This window comes from Paraburkholderia sp. GAS199 (genome assembly GCF_050436585.1).
Taxonomy (GTDB): Bacteria; Pseudomonadota; Gammaproteobacteria; order Burkholderiales; family Burkholderiaceae; genus Paraburkholderia.
Genome location: NZ_JBNDMM010000001.1, coordinates 845,981 through 865,196, shown reverse-complemented (window position 1 = coordinate 865,196; position 19,216 = coordinate 845,981). Strand labels below are relative to the sequence as shown.

General features: G+C 62.6%; 18 protein-coding genes. 7 read left to right on the top strand and 11 right to left on the bottom strand.

Annotation, left to right across the window (positions count from 1 at the left end):
* Positions 1 to 34 precede the first annotated feature (34 nt).
* From andAa to andAc, 4 genes are read right to left on the bottom strand one after another with little or no spacing between them, the layout of a single operon-like run.
* A complete protein-coding gene (andAa, locus tag P3T18_RS03760; RefSeq protein WP_429298561.1) occupies positions 35 to 1,252 on the bottom strand; it encodes an anthranilate 1,2-dioxygenase system ferredoxin--NAD(+) reductase in 1,218 nt (405 codons plus the stop codon).
* Positions 1,242 to 1,565 carry an anthranilate 1,2-dioxygenase ferredoxin subunit AndAb gene (andAb, locus tag P3T18_RS03755; RefSeq protein WP_429298560.1) on the bottom strand — a complete coding sequence of 108 codons (324 nt, stop codon included), beginning with the start codon at positions 1,563 to 1,565 and terminating at the stop codon, positions 1,242 to 1,244. The genes andAa and andAb overlap by 11 nt, the downstream gene beginning before the upstream one ends.
* Positions 1,566 to 1,575: 10 nt before the next feature.
* A complete protein-coding gene (gene andAd / locus P3T18_RS03750; RefSeq protein ID WP_429298559.1) occupies positions 1,576 to 2,049 on the bottom strand; it encodes an anthranilate 1,2-dioxygenase small subunit AndAd in 474 nt (157 codons plus the stop codon).
* Positions 2,050 to 2,062: 13 nt separating this feature from the next.
* Positions 2,063 to 3,334: an anthranilate 1,2-dioxygenase large subunit AndAc gene (andAc, locus tag P3T18_RS03745; RefSeq protein WP_429298558.1), complete on the bottom strand. Its 1,272-nt coding sequence runs from the start codon at positions 3,332 to 3,334 to the stop codon at positions 2,063 to 2,065.
* A gap of 211 nt (positions 3,335 to 3,545) precedes the next feature.
* On the opposite strand from andAc, the gene andR reads away from it, so the two are divergent.
* Positions 3,546 to 4,511 (top strand): anthranilate 1,2-dioxygenase regulatory protein AndR, encoded by a 966-nt coding sequence (gene andR / locus P3T18_RS03740; protein WP_429298557.1) that lies wholly within the window; start codon positions 3,546 to 3,548, stop codon positions 4,509 to 4,511.
* Between the two features lie 8 nt (positions 4,512 to 4,519).
* Here the strand turns inward: andR and P3T18_RS03735 are convergent, their stop codons facing one another.
* From P3T18_RS03735 to P3T18_RS03720, 4 genes are all read right to left on the bottom strand, one after another.
* A complete protein-coding gene (locus P3T18_RS03735; RefSeq protein WP_429298556.1) occupies positions 4,520 to 5,311 on the bottom strand; it encodes a helix-turn-helix transcriptional regulator in 792 nt (263 codons plus the stop codon).
* A 24-nt stretch (positions 5,312 to 5,335) separates the two neighbouring features.
* Entirely contained in the window at positions 5,336 to 5,653 is a 318-nt protein-coding gene (locus P3T18_RS03730) for a hypothetical protein (protein WP_429298555.1), read from the bottom strand.
* 192 nt (positions 5,654 to 5,845) lie between these two features.
* Positions 5,846 to 7,552 (bottom strand): hydantoinase B/oxoprolinase family protein, encoded by a 1,707-nt coding sequence (locus tag P3T18_RS03725; protein ID WP_429298554.1) that lies wholly within the window; start codon positions 7,550 to 7,552, stop codon positions 5,846 to 5,848.
* Positions 7,549 to 9,711: a hydantoinase/oxoprolinase family protein gene (locus tag P3T18_RS03720; RefSeq protein ID WP_429298553.1), complete on the bottom strand. Its 2,163-nt coding sequence runs from the start codon at positions 9,709 to 9,711 to the stop codon at positions 7,549 to 7,551. The genes P3T18_RS03725 and P3T18_RS03720 overlap by 4 nt, the downstream gene beginning before the upstream one ends.
* A 325-nt stretch (positions 9,712 to 10,036) precedes the next feature.
* Between P3T18_RS03720 and P3T18_RS03715 the strand changes: the two genes are divergently transcribed.
* Complete coding sequence (locus P3T18_RS03715) at positions 10,037 to 11,101, top strand: hypothetical protein (protein WP_429298552.1); 1,065 nt, start codon at positions 10,037 to 10,039, stop codon at positions 11,099 to 11,101.
* Positions 11,102 to 11,195: 94 nt separating this feature from the next.
* Here the strand turns inward: P3T18_RS03715 and P3T18_RS03710 are convergent, their stop codons facing one another.
* The 3 genes from P3T18_RS03710 to P3T18_RS03700 form a co-directional block, all read right to left on the bottom strand.
* The gene (locus P3T18_RS03710; protein ID WP_429298551.1) at positions 11,196 to 12,563 is read right to left on the bottom strand and encodes an MFS transporter; all 1,368 of its coding nucleotides are present in this window, start codon (positions 12,561 to 12,563) and stop codon (positions 11,196 to 11,198) included.
* On the bottom strand, positions 12,560 to 12,685 hold the full coding sequence (locus P3T18_RS03705; RefSeq protein WP_429298550.1) for a hypothetical protein: 126 nt from the start codon (positions 12,683 to 12,685) through the stop codon (positions 12,560 to 12,562). The genes P3T18_RS03710 and P3T18_RS03705 overlap by 4 nt, the downstream gene beginning before the upstream one ends.
* A gap of 90 nt (positions 12,686 to 12,775) precedes the next feature.
* Entirely contained in the window at positions 12,776 to 13,174 is a 399-nt protein-coding gene (locus P3T18_RS03700) for a tautomerase family protein (protein ID WP_429298549.1), read from the bottom strand.
* 103 nt (positions 13,175 to 13,277) lie between these two features.
* Between P3T18_RS03700 and P3T18_RS03695 the strand changes: the two genes are divergently transcribed.
* The 5 genes from P3T18_RS03695 (at position 13,278) to P3T18_RS03675 (ending at position 19,203) form a co-directional block, all read left to right on the top strand.
* Positions 13,278 to 14,162: a LysR family transcriptional regulator gene (locus tag P3T18_RS03695; protein WP_429298548.1), complete on the top strand. Its 885-nt coding sequence runs from the start codon at positions 13,278 to 13,280 to the stop codon at positions 14,160 to 14,162.
* A gap of 124 nt (positions 14,163 to 14,286) precedes the next feature.
* A complete protein-coding gene (locus tag P3T18_RS03690) occupies positions 14,287 to 15,123 on the top strand; it encodes a MurR/RpiR family transcriptional regulator (RefSeq protein WP_429298547.1) in 837 nt (278 codons plus the stop codon).
* Positions 15,124 to 15,484: 361 nt separating this feature from the next.
* Entirely contained in the window at positions 15,485 to 16,912 is a 1,428-nt protein-coding gene (locus P3T18_RS03685) for an MFS transporter (RefSeq protein ID WP_429298546.1), read from the top strand.
* Between the two features lie 14 nt (positions 16,913 to 16,926).
* Positions 16,927 to 17,577 (top strand): aspartate/glutamate racemase family protein, encoded by a 651-nt coding sequence (locus tag P3T18_RS03680; RefSeq protein ID WP_429298545.1) that lies wholly within the window; start codon positions 16,927 to 16,929, stop codon positions 17,575 to 17,577.
* Positions 17,578 to 18,285: 708 nt separating this feature from the next.
* On the top strand, positions 18,286 to 19,203 hold the full coding sequence (locus P3T18_RS03675; protein WP_429298544.1) for a LysR family transcriptional regulator: 918 nt from the start codon (positions 18,286 to 18,288) through the stop codon (positions 19,201 to 19,203).
* The last annotated feature ends 13 nt before the right edge of the window (positions 19,204 to 19,216 follow it).

Here is a 19,216-nt window from a genome sequence, read left to right as displayed (position 1 = left end):
ATTAGTGGCCTTCGCATTGCTGTAGCCAATGCGCTTACAACAACGAGCGCAGGCTCACCGCAACATCGGCCAGCAAGGCAGGATCGAGCGGCTTGCCCGACGCGACGAGCCGCTTCGCAGCGCCCATCTCACGACCCGCGTTGATCGCGACGACCGCGCGCAGACGTTGCGCTTCGTCGAGTGCGAACAGACAGAACGGACCTTGCTGCGTGTCGCCACGTTCGACCAGTGTGTGAGACGCGTCGATCATCCCCAGCGTCTGGATATTGCAGTCGAACTGATCGGACCACAGCCACGGCCACTCCGCGTATTCCTGCGTGTCGCCCAACATGTTGGCGGCAGCGATCACCGGTTGATTCTCCGCCACCTGCCACGATTCGATGCGAACCTGACGGCCCAGCAACGGATTGACATGCATCGTCACTTCGCCGGCCGCAAAAACATGCGGGTCGGACGTGCGGCACTGCGCGTCCACGATGATGCCGTTGTTCACTTCCAGCCCCGCCTCGCGCGCCAGTTCCACGTTCGGCAATACGCCGATGCCTACCACCACGAGGTCGGCCGCAATCGTTCCGCGATCCGTTTCGATCTGCGCGCGACCGTTTTCGTAGCCGATGCGCTGCGGCGTTTCGCCGAGCCTGAGTGTCACGCCACGCCCCGCGTGCAGCGACGCAACGAAGCGGGACGCCGTGCGCGGCAGCGAGCGTTGCAGCAGTTCGGCCGCCGGCTCGATCACCGTCGCCTCGCAGCCCGCCTGCGTGACTGCCGCGGCCACTTCCAGGCCGATGAATCCGCCGCCGAAAATCGCAACCCGTTTGCCGGGCGCGAGCGCTGCACGCAGCGCCAGCGAGTCGGCCAGCGTGCGCACGTAATACAGCGGCACACGCTCATCCACCGGACCCGGAAATGCGCGTACGCGCGAGCCCGTTGCGAGCAGGAGCTTGTCGTAGGCGAGCGTGCTGCCGTCGTGCAGACGCACTTCCCGGCGCGCCCGGTCGATCGATTCGACGGTCGTGGCGAGCCGCAGGTCGATGCCGTTCGCGGCGTACCAGTCAGGCGCGCAAACGAACGCCTTCTGCTCGCCGCCGTCCGTCATCAACGCGTCTTTCGACAGCACCGGACGGTCGTAGGGCGCATGCGGCTCCGCTCCGATCATCACGATATCCGCTGAAGGATCGCGCTGACGCAAGGTTTGCGCAGCGCGACGCGCGGCATGCCCCGCCCCGACGATCACATGCCGTTCAGTCGACATGCACTTCCACCCGCGAATCGACGATACGGATCGGGAAACTGCGCACCGGCTCGGTAATCGGCGCGCAACGCGGCGCGCCCGAACGGATGTCGATCAGTCCCTGGTGCAGCGGACATTCCACGCAGCCGTCTTCCACGTAACCTTCCGACAGTCGCGCATGGCCATGCGAGCACAGATCGTTCAGCGCGAAGACTTCATCGCCGAGGCGGAACACCGCGATCTGCCGGTTGCCGGCCACGAGCGCTGCCGGCTCGCCTTCGGTGAAATCGTCGAGCGTGCCGATGGTTTGCCAGTTATCGAGAGTCTGTTCCATATGCGCTCCTTCAGATCGGCGTGGCAAGCAATGTCTGCACGCGCAAGGTGTCGTACACCACACGCTTGCTCAGATAACGCAAGCCGTCCGGCGTGCGCACCACACGGTCGTAATACTTGCCCGCCTGGTACACATCGGACTCGCCGTTGGCGCGCGTTTGCACGACCACGTAGCTGCTTTCCGTTTCGATCACGCCGTCGGCTTCGCTCGTGACCGTGAGGCCCGACGTCATGTGGCGGTACGTGTGTTCCTCGAAAATATTCGCGTTACGCAGCGACACCACGCGATCGCGCAGCATCTTCTGGTTCGTGCAATGGATGATGCCGATGGGCAAACCCATATCGGCGTTTTCCTTCGGCACGATCTCGTACGTGCAATCTTCGGTGAACAACGTGGGCCACGCTTCGAGCCGGTCGTTGTCGAGATTGCTGATGTACTGGCTCTGCAGCATCTGCAATTCAAACCACAGTTTCATCGCTTCCATGTGCATCCCCTGATCAATAGCCCATCAATTTCTGGTAACCGACCCAGAAGCGGCGGATCAGACTTTCGGTAATCACCGTGTCCTGCTGGTCCGGGTTGCCGCGCGACATTTCGATGACCGAGGTCGCATCGCCGTCGCGGATCGTGCCGCGCTGCACGAGTTCGGTGGCTTCGGTGTCTTCCATCGAGATGTAGCCTGCCGGGCCCACCAGATTCGCCTGCTTGATACGCAGCTCGCGCAATTCCGGCGTGTCGTCCGTATAACCGAAGAAGTGGAAAATCAGCTCGAAGTTGTTGGGGCCTTTCGGCAACAACTGACGCGCAACCAGCGTGTTGTGAATCTGCTGGATCACGAGTTGCGGGAAGATCGGCTGAATATGGTTCGTCGTGTCCTCTTCGTACTCGGAGATATGACCGAGCACGCTGTCGTCTTCCAGCGAAAAACCTTCGTCCATGGAACGGATGTTCTGCTGCTTGTAGGCCGCCGAATTGTCTTCACCCGTTTTCGTGACGGTAATGATGCTGTGCAGACCATGCGTCGCGTCCGGAATGGAGCGCGCCTTCATGCCGACACGGAAAATATTGAAGGTCGTATGGAACAGATGCAGCATGCTCGCGTGATACGGGTCCTTCACGTTCTCGAAGTAGAGCTTCCAGTTCGACTTCGAATATTGACGCGTGCAGCCGAGGTATTCGATCGGCTTATGAAAAATCCGGTCGATCCACGGACGCATTTCCGCGCCGAGATACTCCGACAGCGGCACGACCTCGTCGCTGAAGGTGGCGAACACCACGCCGCGATAGCTGTCCACGCGCAGTTTGCGCAGGCTGTGATTCTTCGGATCGAAGTCGGCGGGCATGCCGCTCATGCCCTTCTGGCCACGCCGGAACGGCACGCCCAGCAGGTTGCCGCTATTGTCGAAGCTCCACTGGTGATATACGCAGGTGTGCGAGGTGGCGTTGCCGCGCGCCTTGCGGCACACCGACGCGCCACGGTGCGCGCAGCGGTTCACCCAGGCCGCGAGCGAGCCGTCTTCCACGCGCGTCACGACCACCGGCGTATCGCCGATGAACGTGCTCTTGTAGTCGCCCACGTTGGGAATTTCGGCCTCCAGCGCGACGAAATTCCACGTCGGGCCACGATAAATGCGTTCCTGCTCGCGCTCGTACACCGCTTGCGAGCTGAACACCTTGTACGGCACGCGTGAGCCGTCGTCGTGCGGAAACACGACTTGATCGGACTCGATGTCCTTGACGAGGCGGATGGGCGTTTCGGCCATTTCCATGCTGATAACTCCGCTAGATTGCTGGTTGCTGCCTGTATTAGGGGGACCGCCGTCCGGACGCGGGTTTATTGGCGGCTGCGGGATTATTTTTGGAGATCCAAAATAGCGGGGCTATCCGCTTCCGGCAGTTCGGGTGTCCACTGTCCATTTCCGGCAGTTTTCTGATCAAAACGCGTGGCGGCCGGCGCGGAACGCCATATCCTTGACTGCTATGACCCGTACCGATTTCCGTCCTCATGCGCTGCGCGACCACCGTCTGTTCGAGTCGAAAGACCTGGACGAGACGCGCGAACTCATTTCGCGCGTGATGCAGCCCCATTCGCTGGCGCCTTTTGGCGACGGCAGCGGGCGTTCGCACATGGATTTCGTGAAGCTGGGCCGGCTGGGCATCGGCACGATCGCGTTCGGCAGCGGCATGCAGGTCGAAGTCGAATCGGTCGACGGTTATTACCTGCTGATGTTCTGCGTGTCCGGCCATGCCGAGGTGAAGGCCGCGGGCCGCACCATTCACGTCGACGACCGCCAGGGCGTGATTCGCGGCCCCGGCGAGCCGTTCAGCGCAAAACTGTCGCCGCAATGCGAGCAGCTCGTCTTGCGCATCGACCCCGCCGCCTTACCGGACGACGCCATGCGTAGCGCCGAACGCGGCGGCGCGCTCGTGCGCTTTGCCAGCGGCGCGATGCGCGCCTGGCAGGAGCAGATCAAACTCATCACCAGTTCGCCGGATCTGCTTGCCAGCGCGTGTGACAACGTGCGTGTGGGTGAGCATGTCGAATCGCTGCTGGTCAATCTGCTGGCGGTGGGTTCTTCGGAGTGGGACGCGTCGGTACTGGCCGTGCCGCGTCAAGGCGCGACACCCGGTTTCGTGCGCCGGGCCGAAGACCTGATGGCCGCGCGGCTCGGCTCGCCCTTGCAACTGGCCGATCTCGCCGAAGCCGTCGGTGTGCCGGTTCGCACGCTCTGCGACGGCTTCATGCGTTTTCGCCAGACCAGCCCGATGCAATATCTGCGGCAGATCAGGCTGCAACGCGCGCGCGAAACCATTCTGGCGACGTCTTCGGACGTGCGGATTGCGCGGATCGCGCTCGACTGCGGCTTTGCTCACTTCGGCCGCTTTGCGCAGAGTTATAAGGAACGTTTCGGCGAGTCGCCGTCGCAGACTGCTCGACTCGGTTAAATAGCACGTTAGCCGGCGGCGCTCACGCGATCCGCGCCGCGCAACTGCCGCGCGTCTTTCGGCGCGAAGCCGTAGAAGTCGCGAAACGAGGTCGTAAAGCTCGTCTGATGCTGATAGCCGACCGCCGCCGCGACCTGTCCCACCGCTTGCCGTTCGTCGACCAGCAGCCGCAGCGCTTCCTCCATCCGGCGACGCAGACTGTATTCGAACACCGTCACGCCATGCAGCAGTTTGAACGCCCGTTTGAGTTTCGACGCGTTGGTGCCCACCGCTCGCGCCAGATCGGGAATGGTCAGGTTCTTCTGCAGGTCGGCGTCGATTAACGTGCGCGCCCGTTCCATCAGCATCAGGTCACGCGCCGAGAGGGTCACGTCCTGCGCGCCGTGCTGCAAACTGTCGATCCACACACCAACGCTGGCGTACAGAATCTCCATGCATTTCGCCTCGACGAACAGAAGCTCGCGCACGCCAGCGTGGGTGCTGGCGAGCAATTGTTCGATGGCCTGTACCGCATCGCGCGTCAGGCGCATCTGCACGTTATAGAGTTCGTCGTCCTTCACGGCGGCGAGGCGCGCGCGGATCGTCTCGCCTTCCGCGCCGAACGCGTCGACGAGCCGCGCCATGTAGCCCGACGACACGTACAAACCCAGCGCGCGACGTGGGCCTTGCGGACAGGTGATCTGATAGCGCAATCCCGCGCCCTGGTAGCAGAGAATGAAGTTGGGGGCTTCGACCTGAACCGCGTTGACGTCCTCGCTGCCCTCGCCGCCGTCCACGCCGACGCTCGCGGGGCCCGTCACGAGATAGTGAAATTCGACGAAGCCTTAGGGCGGCACGCTTTCAGTCCGGGCGCGGGCATACCGGCAATCGGACACGGCCACGAAGATTTCGTCGCGGATCGAGATCATCTTCCACGTGCCTTCGTCGGCGTCGCCCGGCACCGCGACGTTGCGGCCATACAGACCCATCGCCGGTGCGCGAACGCAGTCGGGGTCGTCGCGCAAACGGCGGTAGGCTTCGCTCAGCGACGCGCCCGCATGCGCCAGCGCGGTTCGGAAGAGACCACAGCGCGCGTCTTCATCGCGATTGCCCGATGGCTGCGATGGCGTGGAAACAGACAAAAGCACGGGAAGTCGGTCCATGAAGGCAGCCGCGTGGCGCGGTCGGCTCGTCGTACAGGTGTGCACGATTCTAGTCAGCCGTCGTGCGTCGACAATAATCGCCTGGCGTGCGCGCAACGCCTGGGGCACGCGCACGCCGCACAAAGAGCGGATTGCCTACGTTCTGCATCCGAATGCCACAGCGTTTCGCGCGGCGGCGTCGACCGGAACGCCTCAACGCAAGCCATAAGCATCCGCAGCGACGCTTTCGCTGACGTACCCCAGCCGCACGTCACGCGCGACCGCTTCGCGCTCACGCTCGCCTGCCGCGCCGATGCCCGCGCCGCCCGGCAAGTCCAGACACAGACGCCGGCCGCGCGGCACGGTTTGCAGGCCCATCGCGGCCATCCGTGTGCCGTCGTCCAGCGTGACCGAGCCGGCCGCACCCGCGCCGCCGCCGTCGCGGCCACGCGCCGCATGCACGATGCGGTCATACATGCCGAAGAACTGGAACGGCGCGCCGTCGACGCTCGCAATTTCGAGCCGCTGGCCGAGTCCGCCCCGCCAACGGCCGGGGCCGCCGCTATCGGGTCGCAGTTCCTTGCGCCAGATAACCACCGGATACATCGATTCGACGATCTCGCAGGCAATCGCCCGCACGCCGCTTGGAAACGCGGTGCCCGACATGCCGTCGTCGCCGGTGCGGGCACCTGAGCCGCCACTGTTGAAAGAGAGCGTGTCGAAGGCGCGCGGCTGCTCCGGCGCGTTCGCATCCGGCAACGCTTCGCCCGCCGCCATCCACGCTGCCGCACCGCCGCGCAGTTGCGCGCCCCAGACACACGATGCGCCTTCGGCCGGCACGCGCTCGGGCAGGACGCCCGCCAATGCGCCGAACACGACGTCCGGCAGGAACTGTCCGATGATGTGCCGCGCGCACACCGGCCACGGCCGCTGCACATTGAGAATCGAGCCTTCCGGCGCGCTGATGTCGAGCGGTTCGAGCGAACCCGCGTTGTTCGGAACTTCCGGCGCGACCGCCGCGCGCACACCGAACGCCGCATAGGCGCGCGTATAGTTGAGCACCACGTTGATGCCGCGATGACTTGCTGGCGACGTGCCCGCAAAGTCGACCGCGACGCGCCCGTTACGCACTTCGAGCGTCGCCACCAGATCGACCGGCGTGTCGAATCCGTCGATCCGCATCGCGTACGGATAGCGTCCTTCCGGCAGCTTCGCGATGGCCTGCTGCATTGCCGCGCGCGAGGTCTCGATGATCGCGTCGGACACGCGCACCATGTCGGTCTCGCCGAACTCGTCGAGCATCGCGACCAGACGTGCGGCGCTCGCCTCGTTCGCGCTGACGTAGGAGAGGATGTCGCCCTCCACTTCGTCGGGCGTGCGCACATTGGCCCGGATGATCTCGATCAGGTCGCTGTTGATGACACCCGCGCGAGCCAGCGGAAGCCGCGGGATGCATAAGCCTTCCTCGAATACCGAGCGTCCATCCGGCCCCTGTCCGATTCCACCGATATCGACCTGATGGCACGTGCAGGCGAAGAACCCGACGACACGTTCGCCGCGAAACACGGGCGAGACCACCGTCACGTCATGGAGATGGCCCGACGCGAGCCAGGGATCGTTGGTGATGTAGTGGTCACCGGGGCGCATCGTGTCTAGCGGGAACACCTGAAGGAAATGGCCGACGGCGGCAGCCATCGAATTGACGTGGCCCGGCGTGCCCGTTACCGCCTGAGCGACGAGACGGGCGCGCGCGTCGAACACGCCGGCCGAGAGGTCTCCCGCTTCGCGTACCGTCGGGCTGAACGCCGTGCGCATCAGAAGGCGCGCTTGCTCCTCGACGACGGCAATGAGCCGGTTCCAGATGACCTGCAGACGGATTGGATCGAGCGAGGGTTGCGCGGTGTCACGCAGCGTATTCATGACGGGTCCTTCACAGAAGTGCGGCGTTCGAGCAGCAGATGGCCGGTCGCATCGACACGCGCGTTGAAATTGGGCGGCACCACGACCGTCGTCTCGCGGTCCACGATAATGGCCGGTCCGCGAATGTGCGTGCCTTCGACGAGATCGTCACGCCGATAAAAGCGCGACGCGACGCGCTCGCGCAACGACTGATCGAGCACCGGGCGTTCCGCTGTTGGAGTGGGATCGGCTGCACCGGCGTGACGGTCCAAATGCGAGGAAACGGTTGCGTCCGGTTGGTCGTCGCGCGCCGTCATGCCAGCCACGCGTTGCGGCGCGCTCAGCCGCACGCTCCAGCCGAGCATTTCGATTGGCGCGCGCGGCACGAGGCGTCCGAAGCGCGCCAGGTAGGCCGCCTCGAACCGCTCGCGCAGCAGCGCGTGCGCATCCGCGTCGAGTCGCGTGGCACCCAGCGCGACCTGCAGTTCATGCCCCTGACCGCGATAGCGCATCGAAACCGTGACTTCGACGCTGCACGCATCTGGCGACACCACCTTGCCGACGATCAGCGCGGCCTCGGCTTCCAGCGTAACGAGCAGTGCATTGATGGCGTCGATATCGACGTGCACGAGCGGCTCGATGCGGCTTCGGACTGCGTCGAAGGCCACCGGCGCGAGCAGAAAGCCGAACGCCGAGCCGACGCCGGCCGCAGTCGGAATCACCACGCGGTCGATGCCGAGTTTGTCCGCGAGGCGTGCCGCGTGCAGCGGCGCCGAGCCGCCGAACGCGATCAGCGTACGGCCCGACACCGACTTACCGAGTTCGATCGCGTGTTCGCGGGCGGCGCTGGCCATGGCTTCATCGGCGATTTCCGTGACGGCGTAGGCGGCGGCGTCCGCGTCGAGGTTCAGCGGCGTGGCGATGTCCGTTTCGAGCGCGCGGCGCGCGGCGTCCGGATCGAGCGACAGCGTGCCCGCCGCGAACCAGGCCGGATCGAGCCGTCCCGCGAACATATGCGCGTCGGTCAAGGTGGAACGCTCGCCGCCCTGCCCGTAGCAAGCCGGGCCCGGCACCGAGCCGGCACTGACCGGCCCGACCTGCACGCGGCCAAGCGTATCCACCCGCGCGATCGATCCGCCACCTGCACCTATCTCGCACAGTTCGACCACCGGAATACGCAACGGAATGCCACTCCCCGGCTTGAATCGATAGAGCCGCGCGACTTCGAGCGAACGCGACATATGCGGGCGCCCCGCGTCGATGAAACACAACTTAGCGGTGGTGCCGCCGATATCGAGCGACAACACCTGCGCCAATCCCATCGCCTCGCTGACATGCGCGGCCATCAGCGCGCCGCCCGCCGGTCCCGATTCGAGCAGACGTACCGGCAAACGGCACGCCGTCTCCACGTCGCACAGGCTGCCGTCCGAAGTCATCAACAGAAGCGGCGCGTGAATCGACAGACTGCCGAGCGCGGCCGCGAGATTCGCCAGATACGATTGCATCAGCGGACGCACGTAGGCATTCACCGCGGTGGTCGAAAAGCGCTCGAATTCGCGCACTTCCGGCGACACGTCGGACGACAGACTGATCGACAGATGCGGCAGCCTTGCCGCCAGCCAGGCGGCCGCCTGTTGTTCGTGATGCGGGTTGCGATAGCTGTGCATGAAGCCGACCGCAAGACTTTCGATCGAGCGGGATTCGAGCGACCTGGCGATCGGTTCGAGCGCGCTCATGTCGAGCGCCTGCAACTCGTCGCCTTGCGCGCTCATGCGACCGGCAATCGTGAATCGCAGATCGCGTTCGATCAGCGGCGCGGGTTGCCGCACGCGCAGATCGTAATGGTCGGCGCGCGCTTCGAAACCGGTCTCGATGACATCGCGAAACCCTTCCGTGGTGAGCAGCGCGGTGCGCGCGCCGCGTCGTTCGATCACCGCGTTGGTGGCGAGCGTGGTGCCGTGAATGATCGCGCTGAGACGCACGGCGGGCACCTCGGCTTCGCGCAGCAGATGTGCGATGCCTTCGAGTACGGCGCGCTCGGGTGCGTCGGGCGTGGTCAGGCGCTTATGAGTGTGGCGACGCCCATCGGCTTCGAGTACGAAGTCCGTGAACGTGCCGCCGATGTCGACGCCGAGACGCGGTCCCGGTAACAAGGCAGCGGCTTCTGCGGATTGAGTCATGAGTTGTTCAGGTCTGTGATGATCGCGCATGGATGCGCAATCGGTACCTGAACGATAGGGCGGACAATTCGCGCTGGCTTTGGATATCGGAAGGGTGTCGTTGGATTTGGGTTGAATGTGGGGGGCAAAGACGTTGAAGAATCGCTCTTATGCTTGCAGTCGTTAAAAACCAGCGCACCAATTGAACATTCTGCAAGCCGAATCGGTTCGGGCAATCTAAAAAAATAGAATTGAACGACCTATGAATTCGCTAATATAATCCGCCGCATAAATCCGCATTCGAATGCGAGCGGCAATCAACGGTTACTCAAGAAATAAAATATAAATGAAAGAAAATAATCGGGGTTTTGAAATACATTCGCGGCGCTTCATATCGCCCTTGGCCCTCGCCATGACAACCTTGCTCTCCGCATGCGGAGGCGGAAGTAGTTCGTCTTCGACGCCGGTCGCGAATCTCAGTGGTGCGCAGCAGAGTTACGAGAGCTTCACTCTGGCAGCCAACGGCGGTCAGCACTCCCTGAGCGGCTTATTGAGTTTTTCGATTCTTTCGACCAGCACGTCGGTACTGAATACGGCAAGCTCATACTTTTTCACGCATGACTCAAGCTTGCCGCAAAGCCCGGCAATAGCCGGTCCGCAGTTCCTCACGACAGGAACGTCCTCCGTCGACCCGGCGCTTGCGGTACCGGCACAAGTCGGCCAACGCTATCTGGTGGGCGGCAGCGTCGTTGTCGAGGCCGTTCCGGTAAGAGTGCAGGTTAGCTACAGCGGTTCCAATGTCCAGGAAACAGACTTTGCGTCCGACGGCAAAACCGTCATGGCGACGCTGCTCGGGACCAGTTATACGACTGTGCCGCTTTCTGGCGCAATATCGGCCTCGCCCTCCGAGTTATTCAACGGAAGCGCGCTGTCGCTCCTTACCAGCACGATTAACGGAAACTCGCTCTATAACCAGCAAGCCAGCTGGCAAGCTGGAGCGGCGTACCTGAAAGCAGTGAGACAAATGGTCGGCGATACAGTACTAGTCGGAGATTGCACCACGCCAACGACAACGGGGCCCAACGTCACCCCATGCGCCACAACCGCTTCGACGTTGGAAAATTTCTTTCCGCACACCAGCGTCGCCGACAGGAAGACGTATAACCTGAGTGACGGCCAGATCGTCACACTTGCCGGGGCGCGGGCTTGGGTTGCTAACGTGGCGTCGAATTCGGCCACGATTCAGTACCGGGTCTATTTCCAGAATAACGGGCAAATTTTGAGCGCCGACCTGATCAAGGACGGAACAACGCTTGCGAGCTACCCAGTTGGCAGCACCACACCGCAAAACTTTTCTATCTTCTTGAATAGCGCTGCAGTGCAATCGCTGGCATCGGCCATTACCTTTTGATCCGAAGCCGTCCGGTTCCCGTTGAACTGGCCGCGAGCGCGTGGATTGCAATCGGTTTCGACAGGGTGCCGGACAAAAGAGCAATAGCAAAAAATCAAACCACCATCCGACTCACGCTCGCAACACACGCCACCAGCGCAAACGCAGCGCCCAGCCAGAGCGCGATGCTCGCCCCCTGTACGCCGCCTGACAAATTGAAGCAGAACGCCGTCAGCGCAGCGCCGAGCGTTTGACCGAGCAAACGCGAAGTCGCGATCGTGCCGCTCGCGCCGCCCGCGCGGGAAGATGGCGCAGCGGACATCAGTGCCCGCATGTTCGGCGACTGGAAAAACCCAAAGCCAACACCGCAGAACAGCAGACGGATCACGATATCGGATACGCGTGGGTCCGCCGGCAGTAGCGCGAGCGACGTCATCCCGAGCGTCAGAATCAGCAAACCGGCACCACCGAGAAGAGCCGGCGAATAGCGGTCCGACAGTCGACCGGCAACTGGCGCGGTCAACGCAACGACGATTGACCACGGCGCGAGAAGAAAACCCGTCTCCACCTGGCTGCGATGCAGTACGCCCTCGAAGAAGAACGGCAGCGCCACGAAAGCGAGGCCTTGCACGGCGAAACTGCAGATCGACGTCGCCATTGAAAGCGTAAAGGCCGGTATCCGGTATAGATCCACCGGCAGGATGGGCGCGCGATTGCCGCGCTCGCGCCGGATCAGCAACGCGCCGAACACAATCGCCGTGCCGAGCGAACTGCTCCAGATCGCCACCGGCTCATGCTGGCACGCTGCGCCGAGCGCGAAGATCAGCGCGGTGAACGCGATGACGGTGAGCACCGCCGCCACCGTGTCGAAGCGGTGTTTGCCGAGTGGCGAAACCGGCAGCGAAGGTGTCGCCGCCAGCAGCGCAAGGAGTCCGAGCGGGACATTGATGCCGAACAGCCACGGCCACGTCGTGACGCTCAGGATCAGGGACGCGACCGTGGGTCCTACGGAGAAGCAAAATCCCACGGTCAACGCATTCAGGCCGACTCCACGCCCGAGTCGCTCGGGTGGATAGATAAAGCGCAGCAGCGCGATATTCACGCTCATGATCCCGCTTGCGCCGAGGCCTTGCAGCGTACGCGCGGCGGCCAGTAAGGGCAGCGTCGGCGCGAGCGCGCAGAAGAGCGACGACAACGTGAAGAGTGACAGGCCCGCAATGAAGATGCGGCGATGACCGACAATATCGCCGAGCGCGGCCAGCGGAAGCACGGTCGCGACAATCGCAATCTGATAGGCGTTGATGATCCAGACCGAGGTCGCCGGCGAGGCGTGAAGGTCCGCGGCAATCGTGGGCAACGCAGTGTTGGCGATCGCCGTGTCCAGCGACGCCAGCGCGACGCCCAGCATCACCGCAAGCACCGCTCGCACGTCGCGGGCTTGCCGGTCGACGGAACCGTGAGGGGTGACAGGCACGTCGTTCATGGCAAAGATTTGTTAGCAGAATTACCGGGACGGACACGGCCGCTGACGGCGATTCCGTAGTGGGCAACGACGCTGACCAACACGCCCAGCGCGCCGATCGTTTGCAAAAAGGCATCGAGCATGACCTTCTCCTCAGATCAGATAACGCGCGGTCGGCGTCCACGCAAAATCTCCACGGACGCCCCGCGTAAACCGGATGAAACGGCGACCGCCTAAACGCCGGCCTGCTGATGCCGCCACTCCTGCGTTCGTCCGCCGAATCCGTACGCGGTCGCGCGGGCGTCGATTAGATACACGTACGAAACTTCGTGGACAGCCGCTCGCAGCCCGCGCATCGCTTCGTGCACCTGGCGGATGAACTCCGCCTTTTGCGCCTTCGTATTCGTCTCATCGGTGATACTCACTTCGACGAAGTACGACGCAGCCGACAGTTCGGCCAGACTCTTCCCACCGACCAGCCAATCCTCATCCGCGATGTAGTCGAGCGTCACGGCCATGTCGGCCGGAACCTTGCCGAGAACATCGGCAGTCAGCCGACTGACCACTTCCGCAGCCCGGCGGCCGAGTTCGGGGTTACGCGATCCTGACAGTTGAATGGTGATGTGAGGCATGTTCGCTCCTGTGTGTGATTGATGCTGGCAATATTGCGCGCCGCCGAAGCCCCCGAAAAGCGGGAAGATCAGCTATGATCTATCGGAAAACCCGGGGGATGAGATGCACGCATTCGACGTCGAACAGCTGAAGTCGTTTATTGCCGCCGTGGACGCGAGGAGCATCACGGCGGCCGCGCCCGCACGCAGTCTTTCGCAATCGGCTTTGAGCGAACAGTTGGCCAAGCTGGAGGCCCGGGCGGGCCAGGCGCTGCTGCTACGCGCCAAGAGCGGCGTCACGCCGACCGCCGCAGGCGTTCAGCTGCTGCGCCATGCAAGGAGGATCGTCGGCTTGTCGGAGGCTGCATGGAGAGACATGCATCAGATTCCCGAGGATATCGAAGTGGGAATCGGCGTCACCGGATATTTTCGCAGCGCAGATCTCGGGCGACTGCTCGCGCGAGCAGTGACAGACTGCCCGCGCATCCGGCTGCGCAGTCTGGTTGGCATGAGTTCCGATATTCAGTCAGCGTACGAGCGAGGCGAAATCGATCTTGCGTTGCTGATGAGCCTGACCGGCGCGAAGTCTCCCCGGCTAAACGACAGCACGGACCTCGGTGTCGAGCCATTGCAATGGGTGACGGCAGCCGGTGCCTCGAATCTCCCTGCCGGGCGCCCCGTGCCGCTCGTCCTTTTGCCCGAGTTCTGTGCGCTTCATCGCGCGGCAGTGGATAGCCTGCAGAAAAAGGGCAATCCTTTCTACGTGAGCCATATCGCGTCTGGCGTGGAAGGCCTCACCGCCGCTCTGGAGGCCGGGCTTGGCGTGGGCTGTCTCAATGCTTCGGCGGCGGCACGGCCCGGATTGCGAGTGGTTTCTAAGCCTGGTCTGCCCTCTCTCCCGAAGGCTAGATTCTTTCTCAGATCACGACGCGAAGAGCGCTTCGATGAGAAGTCGGAATTGCAGGAACTGGCTGGCGTGGTGATAAAACATTTTACGGAGCGGGCTTGAGGGGGAACGGTTGTTTGTTCGCATGCGAAGATGGGCGAGGCTGACCTAAGCGGACAGATTCGTTTGCGAATGCTCAAGGTCTATACTCCCCCCAACTCCACGACCTCCCTCCCGCTCACTTCCCATGCCACAGCAAGAGCGTTCGTTCGTCGGCCGGATCCGACTTTATCTCGACGAGTTGCCCGCAGTCGAACGAAGGCTCGCGGATTTCGTCCTTGAATTTCCCGGCGATCTCGCGAGCTATACCGGCGCGGAACTCGCTCAACTCGCGGACGTATCGAAGGCCACGGTCAGTCGCTTCGTTCGGCGCCTCGGTTACGACAGCTTCGAAGATGCCCGGCGCGAAGCGCGCAACGAAAAAGAGCGTGGGTCGCCGTTGTTCCTGTCGGCATCGTCGAAGTCCTCGGGCGCGCTCGAGGCGCATGTGAACCTCGGCGTGCGCAATCTCACCTCGACGCTCGGGCGGCTCTCCGATGAACTCGTCGACGAGATCGCGCGGTCGGTGGTCGATGCGCGTCAGGTGCTGATCTTCGGGTTTCGCAGCAGCCATGCATTCGCCAGCTATTTTCGCTGGCAGATTCAGCAGGTGGTCGAGCGCGCCGCCACGCTTCCGGCGGCCGGCGAAACGCTCGGCGAACATCTGGCCGGTCTCGATACGCGCGACATGGTGATCGTGTTCGGCATGCGACGCCGCGTTCCACAGACGCAGGCCGTGCTGGACTATGCGGCAAACGCGGGCATCAAGACCTTGTATATCACCGACCAGCATGCACCAGCTCATCGCGGCGCAACCTGGACGATCCATTGCGAAACGGCCGCGCCAGGCCCGCTCGACAATCACGTCGCGGTGATGGGACTGTGCAGCGTTCTGATCACACGAATCTTCGAGCGAGCGGGCAATCGCGGCAAGAAGCGCCTGAGCGTCATCGAGACGGCGCACGACGCGCTCGACGAATTGTGATTGCCAGGCGCATCGCGCCCATCCAAATGCATTTTTCGCCGATGAAATTCTCGTTTCATCGACCTGTTTCGCACTGCCATACCGGTTGCACCGCAACGGCGCGCGAAAGCGTCTACCGGGTCCGATCACGCTACGCAGCGGGGAAAAGGAGCCGCATTTTGCACCTGCAATGTGCCGCGTATGGTTAGCTGCACGCCTTGGCGGTGCAGCGCAATCTTCTGGCAAAAAGAGCGCCGTCAAGTCGTCGATGAAATCGATCGGGTGAAATTTAAATTTCCTTGAAACGCGGAAATTGAAACCATAGGATCGCTTTCATCCAGAGCGCAGCGCCTTCGCTACGCTGGAATTGGGAGATACGGTCATGAGCGGTCACGTCCAGTCTGACTCGTCGTTCGCAGGTTCCGCGCAACTCGATCGCGCACTCGATGGCATCGGCGTCACGTCGGCGCACAAAACCATCATCTGGCTCATCCTGATCGGCTGTCTCTTCGATAGCTTCGAGCAGAACTCCATCGGCCTGATCGCGCCGCTGTTGCGTCAGCAGTGGGGACTGACGGCCACCGACATCGGCATGCTCAACACGGTCACGTTCGCCGCCGCGGCCATCGGACGGCTCGTCTCGGGCTACATCGCCGACCGCTGGGGCCGTCGCGTCATGCTGACCGCCGATCTGCTGCTCTTCACGCTGGGCGCGATCCTTTGCGCCCTCGCGCCGTCGTTCCAGATACTGTGCGTGGGCCGCGCGATCGTCGGCTTCGGATTGGGCGGCGAGGTTGCCGTGGCAGTCACGATGCTTGCCGAGTTCTGCTCGCAGAAATTCCGCGGCACCGCCGTGGGACTCGTGAACGTCGGCGCGGGCGGAATTGGCAATTTCCTCGCACCTGCATTTGGGCTGCTGGTGTTCGCCATTTTTCCGGGCGCAGAAGGCTGGCGCTGGCTTTTCGCATGCCTGGTGCTGCCCGCAATTCTCGGGGCGTTCTATCGCCGGTTGATTCCGGAGACGCCGCGTTTCCTGCTGTCGAAGGGGCGCATTGCCGAGACCAACGGCGTATTGTCGAAACTGGCGTCCGGCAAACTTTCCGGCGTCACACCGGTTACGCCGTACATCTCCGGCGACGATCTCTCCGATCCGGCCACCGCACGCGTCAACGTGCTCGATATCTTTCGCGGCAAGCTGCTGCGTCGCACGGCTTCCGTCGGCGTCGCGATCTGGATGACCTACGGTGCGCAGATTTCCGTCCTCACGCTGATGCCGACGATTCTCGTCGCTCAGGGCTTCACGATCACGCGTAGTCTCGTCTACACGCTGATCATGCAGGGCGGCAGCTTTGCCGGCACGCTGGCGGCGTCACTGCTCGGCTATCACCTGCCGCGCAAACGCGTGCTGACGGTCGGCGCGGTGTGCGCGTGCCTGGCTGCCCTCGCCTTCGGCTTCCTCGCGAAAAACATCGTGATCGTGCTGGCGTGCGGTGCGCTCTTCCAGTTTTTCGTGCTGATGCTCAACACGACCATCTGGATCTACGCGCCGGAACTGTTCCCCACGCGTGTGCGCGCATTCGGCACGTCGTTCATTCTCGCGACCGGCACGACGGCGGGTGCGCTGATGCCGCTGATCTCCGGACGCATGTTCGATATGAATGGCGTGGCAGGCGTGTTCGGCATGATCGCCGCGATGTACGCGATCTTCACCGTGTGCATTCAGCTTGCACCGGAAACCTATGGCCATAAACTCGACGAAACCGCCGCGCAAGCTCCGATAGAAACGGGCACCGCTGCGAGCCACGCATAACGAAGAGAGCGATCATGCACGACATCCTGTTGATCAACCCGAACACGTCGACCGACACGACGGCGATGATGGTCGCCATCGCACGGGCCGAAGCGCCGCCCGGTTTCACCATCCGCGGCGTGAGCGCCGATCACGGCGAGCCGATGATTCTCACCGCACCGCAATTGCAGGCTGCCGCGGCCGGCGTGGTCGAGAATGGTCGGCGGCACGGTGCGCACGCTCATGGCATCGTAATCAGCGCATTTGGCGATCCCGGTATCGAAGCGTTGCGCGAGATCGCGAACGTGCCCGTGGTCGGTATCTGCGAGGCCTCGATTCTCGAAGCAGCCAAAGACGGCCGACGCTTCGGGATTGCCACGGTCACGCCGGATCTGGTGGAACCGATCGACGCCAAGGTTCACGCGCTCGGAGTCGGCGCGCAGTACACCGGCATCCGGCTGACGAGCGGCGATCCGCTTGCGCTCGCGGCGGACCCTGCGCGCTTGCTGGAGGCACTGGTGGAAGCGGTCGCACGATGTATCGAAGCCGATCGTGCGGAGGCGGTCGTTATCGGCGGCGGTCCGTTGGGCCAGGCGGCAAAGGAACTCGAAAGACAGTTCTCGGTGCCGGTGATCGCGCCGATTCCCGCTGCGATGCGTCTGCTGCTCAAACGGCTTGGACGGTAGTTGCGCGTGGATGGTCGATCATGGCCGCGTCGTAGCGGCCTCGAACCATGACCCCGACGGCACATCAATCATATTGATAAGCCTTATCAACATTTTGAACTGGCGCTTCACCTGGCGAGCTTCCAAAATCTTCTCGGACCGCAGAGTCACTGCGTCACGCCAAAATTGCCGAAAGCCAACCCCAAGCATTGGGAAAGCCAGAACGGTCGCCAGACAAAGGCGAGTGGCGGCGCAAGCTAGAGCCTGAGAGTTATCAACCATACAACCAAATTTGCCGGGTTCTTCCCCGTCGACAGATGATGGTTTTTCTGTTTGACGCGGAAGACCTTCTTCCGGTAATCGCCATATTCACCTCCCTCTCTTCCCCCTGCCATCAGCGGCCGTCCATTGGCGCGCTCGGTAGAATGGCCATTGCCGTCCCCGTATTGGGGTTACATCAATGGGCTTCCGCTGACGTCCGCATCAGGCGACCGACGACGCGATTGGGCTAGAATCAAAGCCTTTCCAGTTGGAAAAACGCTAAATTCGGCGCCGATCACGCGTTAGATGGAAGCAACTTCGGGCAAGTTGTCAATTGGCGGCCTCACGATGTTCGCCATCAAGAATCCCACCTGCGATTTTTGCCCCGATGAAACTAGAATGATCGTGGTGCCGTGGCAATTGCATCATTTTGATTGCGCTCATTCGAGTTGCTTAAAGGAGATTCCCTTGCGGCAGCAAGACTTCGACCTCGACCAGTTGAGGACATTCATGGCGGTCTGGGAGACGCGCAGCTTCACTCAAGCTGCCGCTCGTCAGCACCGTACCCAGTCGGCGATCAGCATGAAGGTCAAACGGCTGGAGGAGCAGGTCGGCGAGCGCCTGTTCGAGCGCAACACGACGACGGTCACGCCCACTTCGGTCGGCGAACGCTTCGCTGCGCTCGCTCAACGCATCATCGAGGCTCATGAAGACGCGCTCTTCGCATTCAATCACGCCCTTGCCACCGGCAAACTGACGCTTGCAACATCGGAGACGTACGCGTCGTGCCTGCTTCCCCCGATCCTCTCCGAAGTCAGCAAAACCTTCCCGAACATCGAAATGGAAATCCGGTGTGGGCATAGCTGGAAAATGCTGGAATCGATGGAGGCAGACGGCATCGACCTCGTTATTGCGACCAAATATCCGGGTCGCCAGGACGGTCAGCCGCTTGGCCGCGAGCGTCTGATGTGGGTCTGCAAACACGATAGCGACGTGCACCGCGCGAATCCGCTGCCATTGGCGGTGTTTCCAGACGGATGTCTGTATCGGCGCGCCGCGATCGCCGCGCTCAATGCCAACAAGCGCAACTGGCGCATCGGGTACACGAGCCTGAACCACGAAGGACTTCTCGCGGCTGTCGATGCAGGCAGTGCGGTGTCGATAATGATCGAAAGCGCGGTCAACGACCGTCACCGTGTGCTGTTGCCGGCGGAAGGTTTTCCGGAGTTGCCGGCTGCGGATATCGAACTCTATTCACGCGCCTCCGAAATCTCGCCGGTGGCACGCCACGTCTCCGACACCATCCGCCGACACTTTAAAAGACGTCAATACGAACGCGAGCTTCAGGCGATCAACGCAATCGAGACGGTGGCGGCAGTCGCCTGAGTTGAGTCGTGTG

What these genes read in the sequence shown, in the direction of transcription:
- andR (WP_429298557.1), top strand. Translation starts at nt 3,546, where the DNA reads ATGACCCGTACCGATTTCCGTCCTCATGCGCTGCGCGACCACCGTCTG.
- P3T18_RS03685 (WP_429298546.1), top strand. Translation starts at nt 15,485, where the DNA reads ATGAGCGGTCACGTCCAGTCTGACTCGTCGTTCGCAGGTTCCGCGCAA.
- P3T18_RS03680 (WP_429298545.1), top strand. Translation starts at nt 16,927, where the DNA reads ATGCACGACATCCTGTTGATCAACCCGAACACGTCGACCGACACGACG.
- P3T18_RS03710 (WP_429298551.1), bottom strand. Translation starts at nt 12,563, where the DNA reads ATGAACGACGTGCCTGTCACCCCTCACGGTTCCGTCGACCGGCAAGCC.
- P3T18_RS03690 (WP_429298547.1), top strand. Translation starts at nt 14,287, where the DNA reads ATGCCACAGCAAGAGCGTTCGTTCGTCGGCCGGATCCGACTTTATCTC.
- andAb (WP_429298560.1), bottom strand. Translation starts at nt 1,565, where the DNA reads ATGGAACAGACTCTCGATAACTGGCAAACCATCGGCACGCTCGACGAT.
- andAc (WP_429298558.1), bottom strand. Translation starts at nt 3,334, where the DNA reads ATGGAAATGGCCGAAACGCCCATCCGCCTCGTCAAGGACATCGAGTCC.
- P3T18_RS03725 (WP_429298554.1), bottom strand. Translation starts at nt 7,552, where the DNA reads ATGAATACGCTGCGTGACACCGCGCAACCCTCGCTCGATCCAATCCGT.
- P3T18_RS03695 (WP_429298548.1), top strand. Translation starts at nt 13,278, where the DNA reads ATGCACGCATTCGACGTCGAACAGCTGAAGTCGTTTATTGCCGCCGTG.
- P3T18_RS03730 (WP_429298555.1), bottom strand. Translation starts at nt 5,653, where the DNA reads ATGGACCGACTTCCCGTGCTTTTGTCTGTTTCCACGCCATCGCAGCCA.
- P3T18_RS03720 (WP_429298553.1), bottom strand. Translation starts at nt 9,711, where the DNA reads ATGACTCAATCCGCAGAAGCCGCTGCCTTGTTACCGGGACCGCGTCTC.
- P3T18_RS03700 (WP_429298549.1), bottom strand. Translation starts at nt 13,174, where the DNA reads ATGCCTCACATCACCATTCAACTGTCAGGATCGCGTAACCCCGAACTC.
- P3T18_RS03705 (WP_429298550.1), bottom strand. Translation starts at nt 12,685, where the DNA reads ATGCTCGATGCCTTTTTGCAAACGATCGGCGCGCTGGGCGTGTTGGTC.
- andAd (WP_429298559.1), bottom strand. Translation starts at nt 2,049, where the DNA reads ATGGAAGCGATGAAACTGTGGTTTGAATTGCAGATGCTGCAGAGCCAG.
- P3T18_RS03715 (WP_429298552.1), top strand. Translation starts at nt 10,037, where the DNA reads ATGAAAGAAAATAATCGGGGTTTTGAAATACATTCGCGGCGCTTCATA.
- andAa (WP_429298561.1), bottom strand. Translation starts at nt 1,252, where the DNA reads ATGTCGACTGAACGGCATGTGATCGTCGGGGCGGGGCATGCCGCGCGT.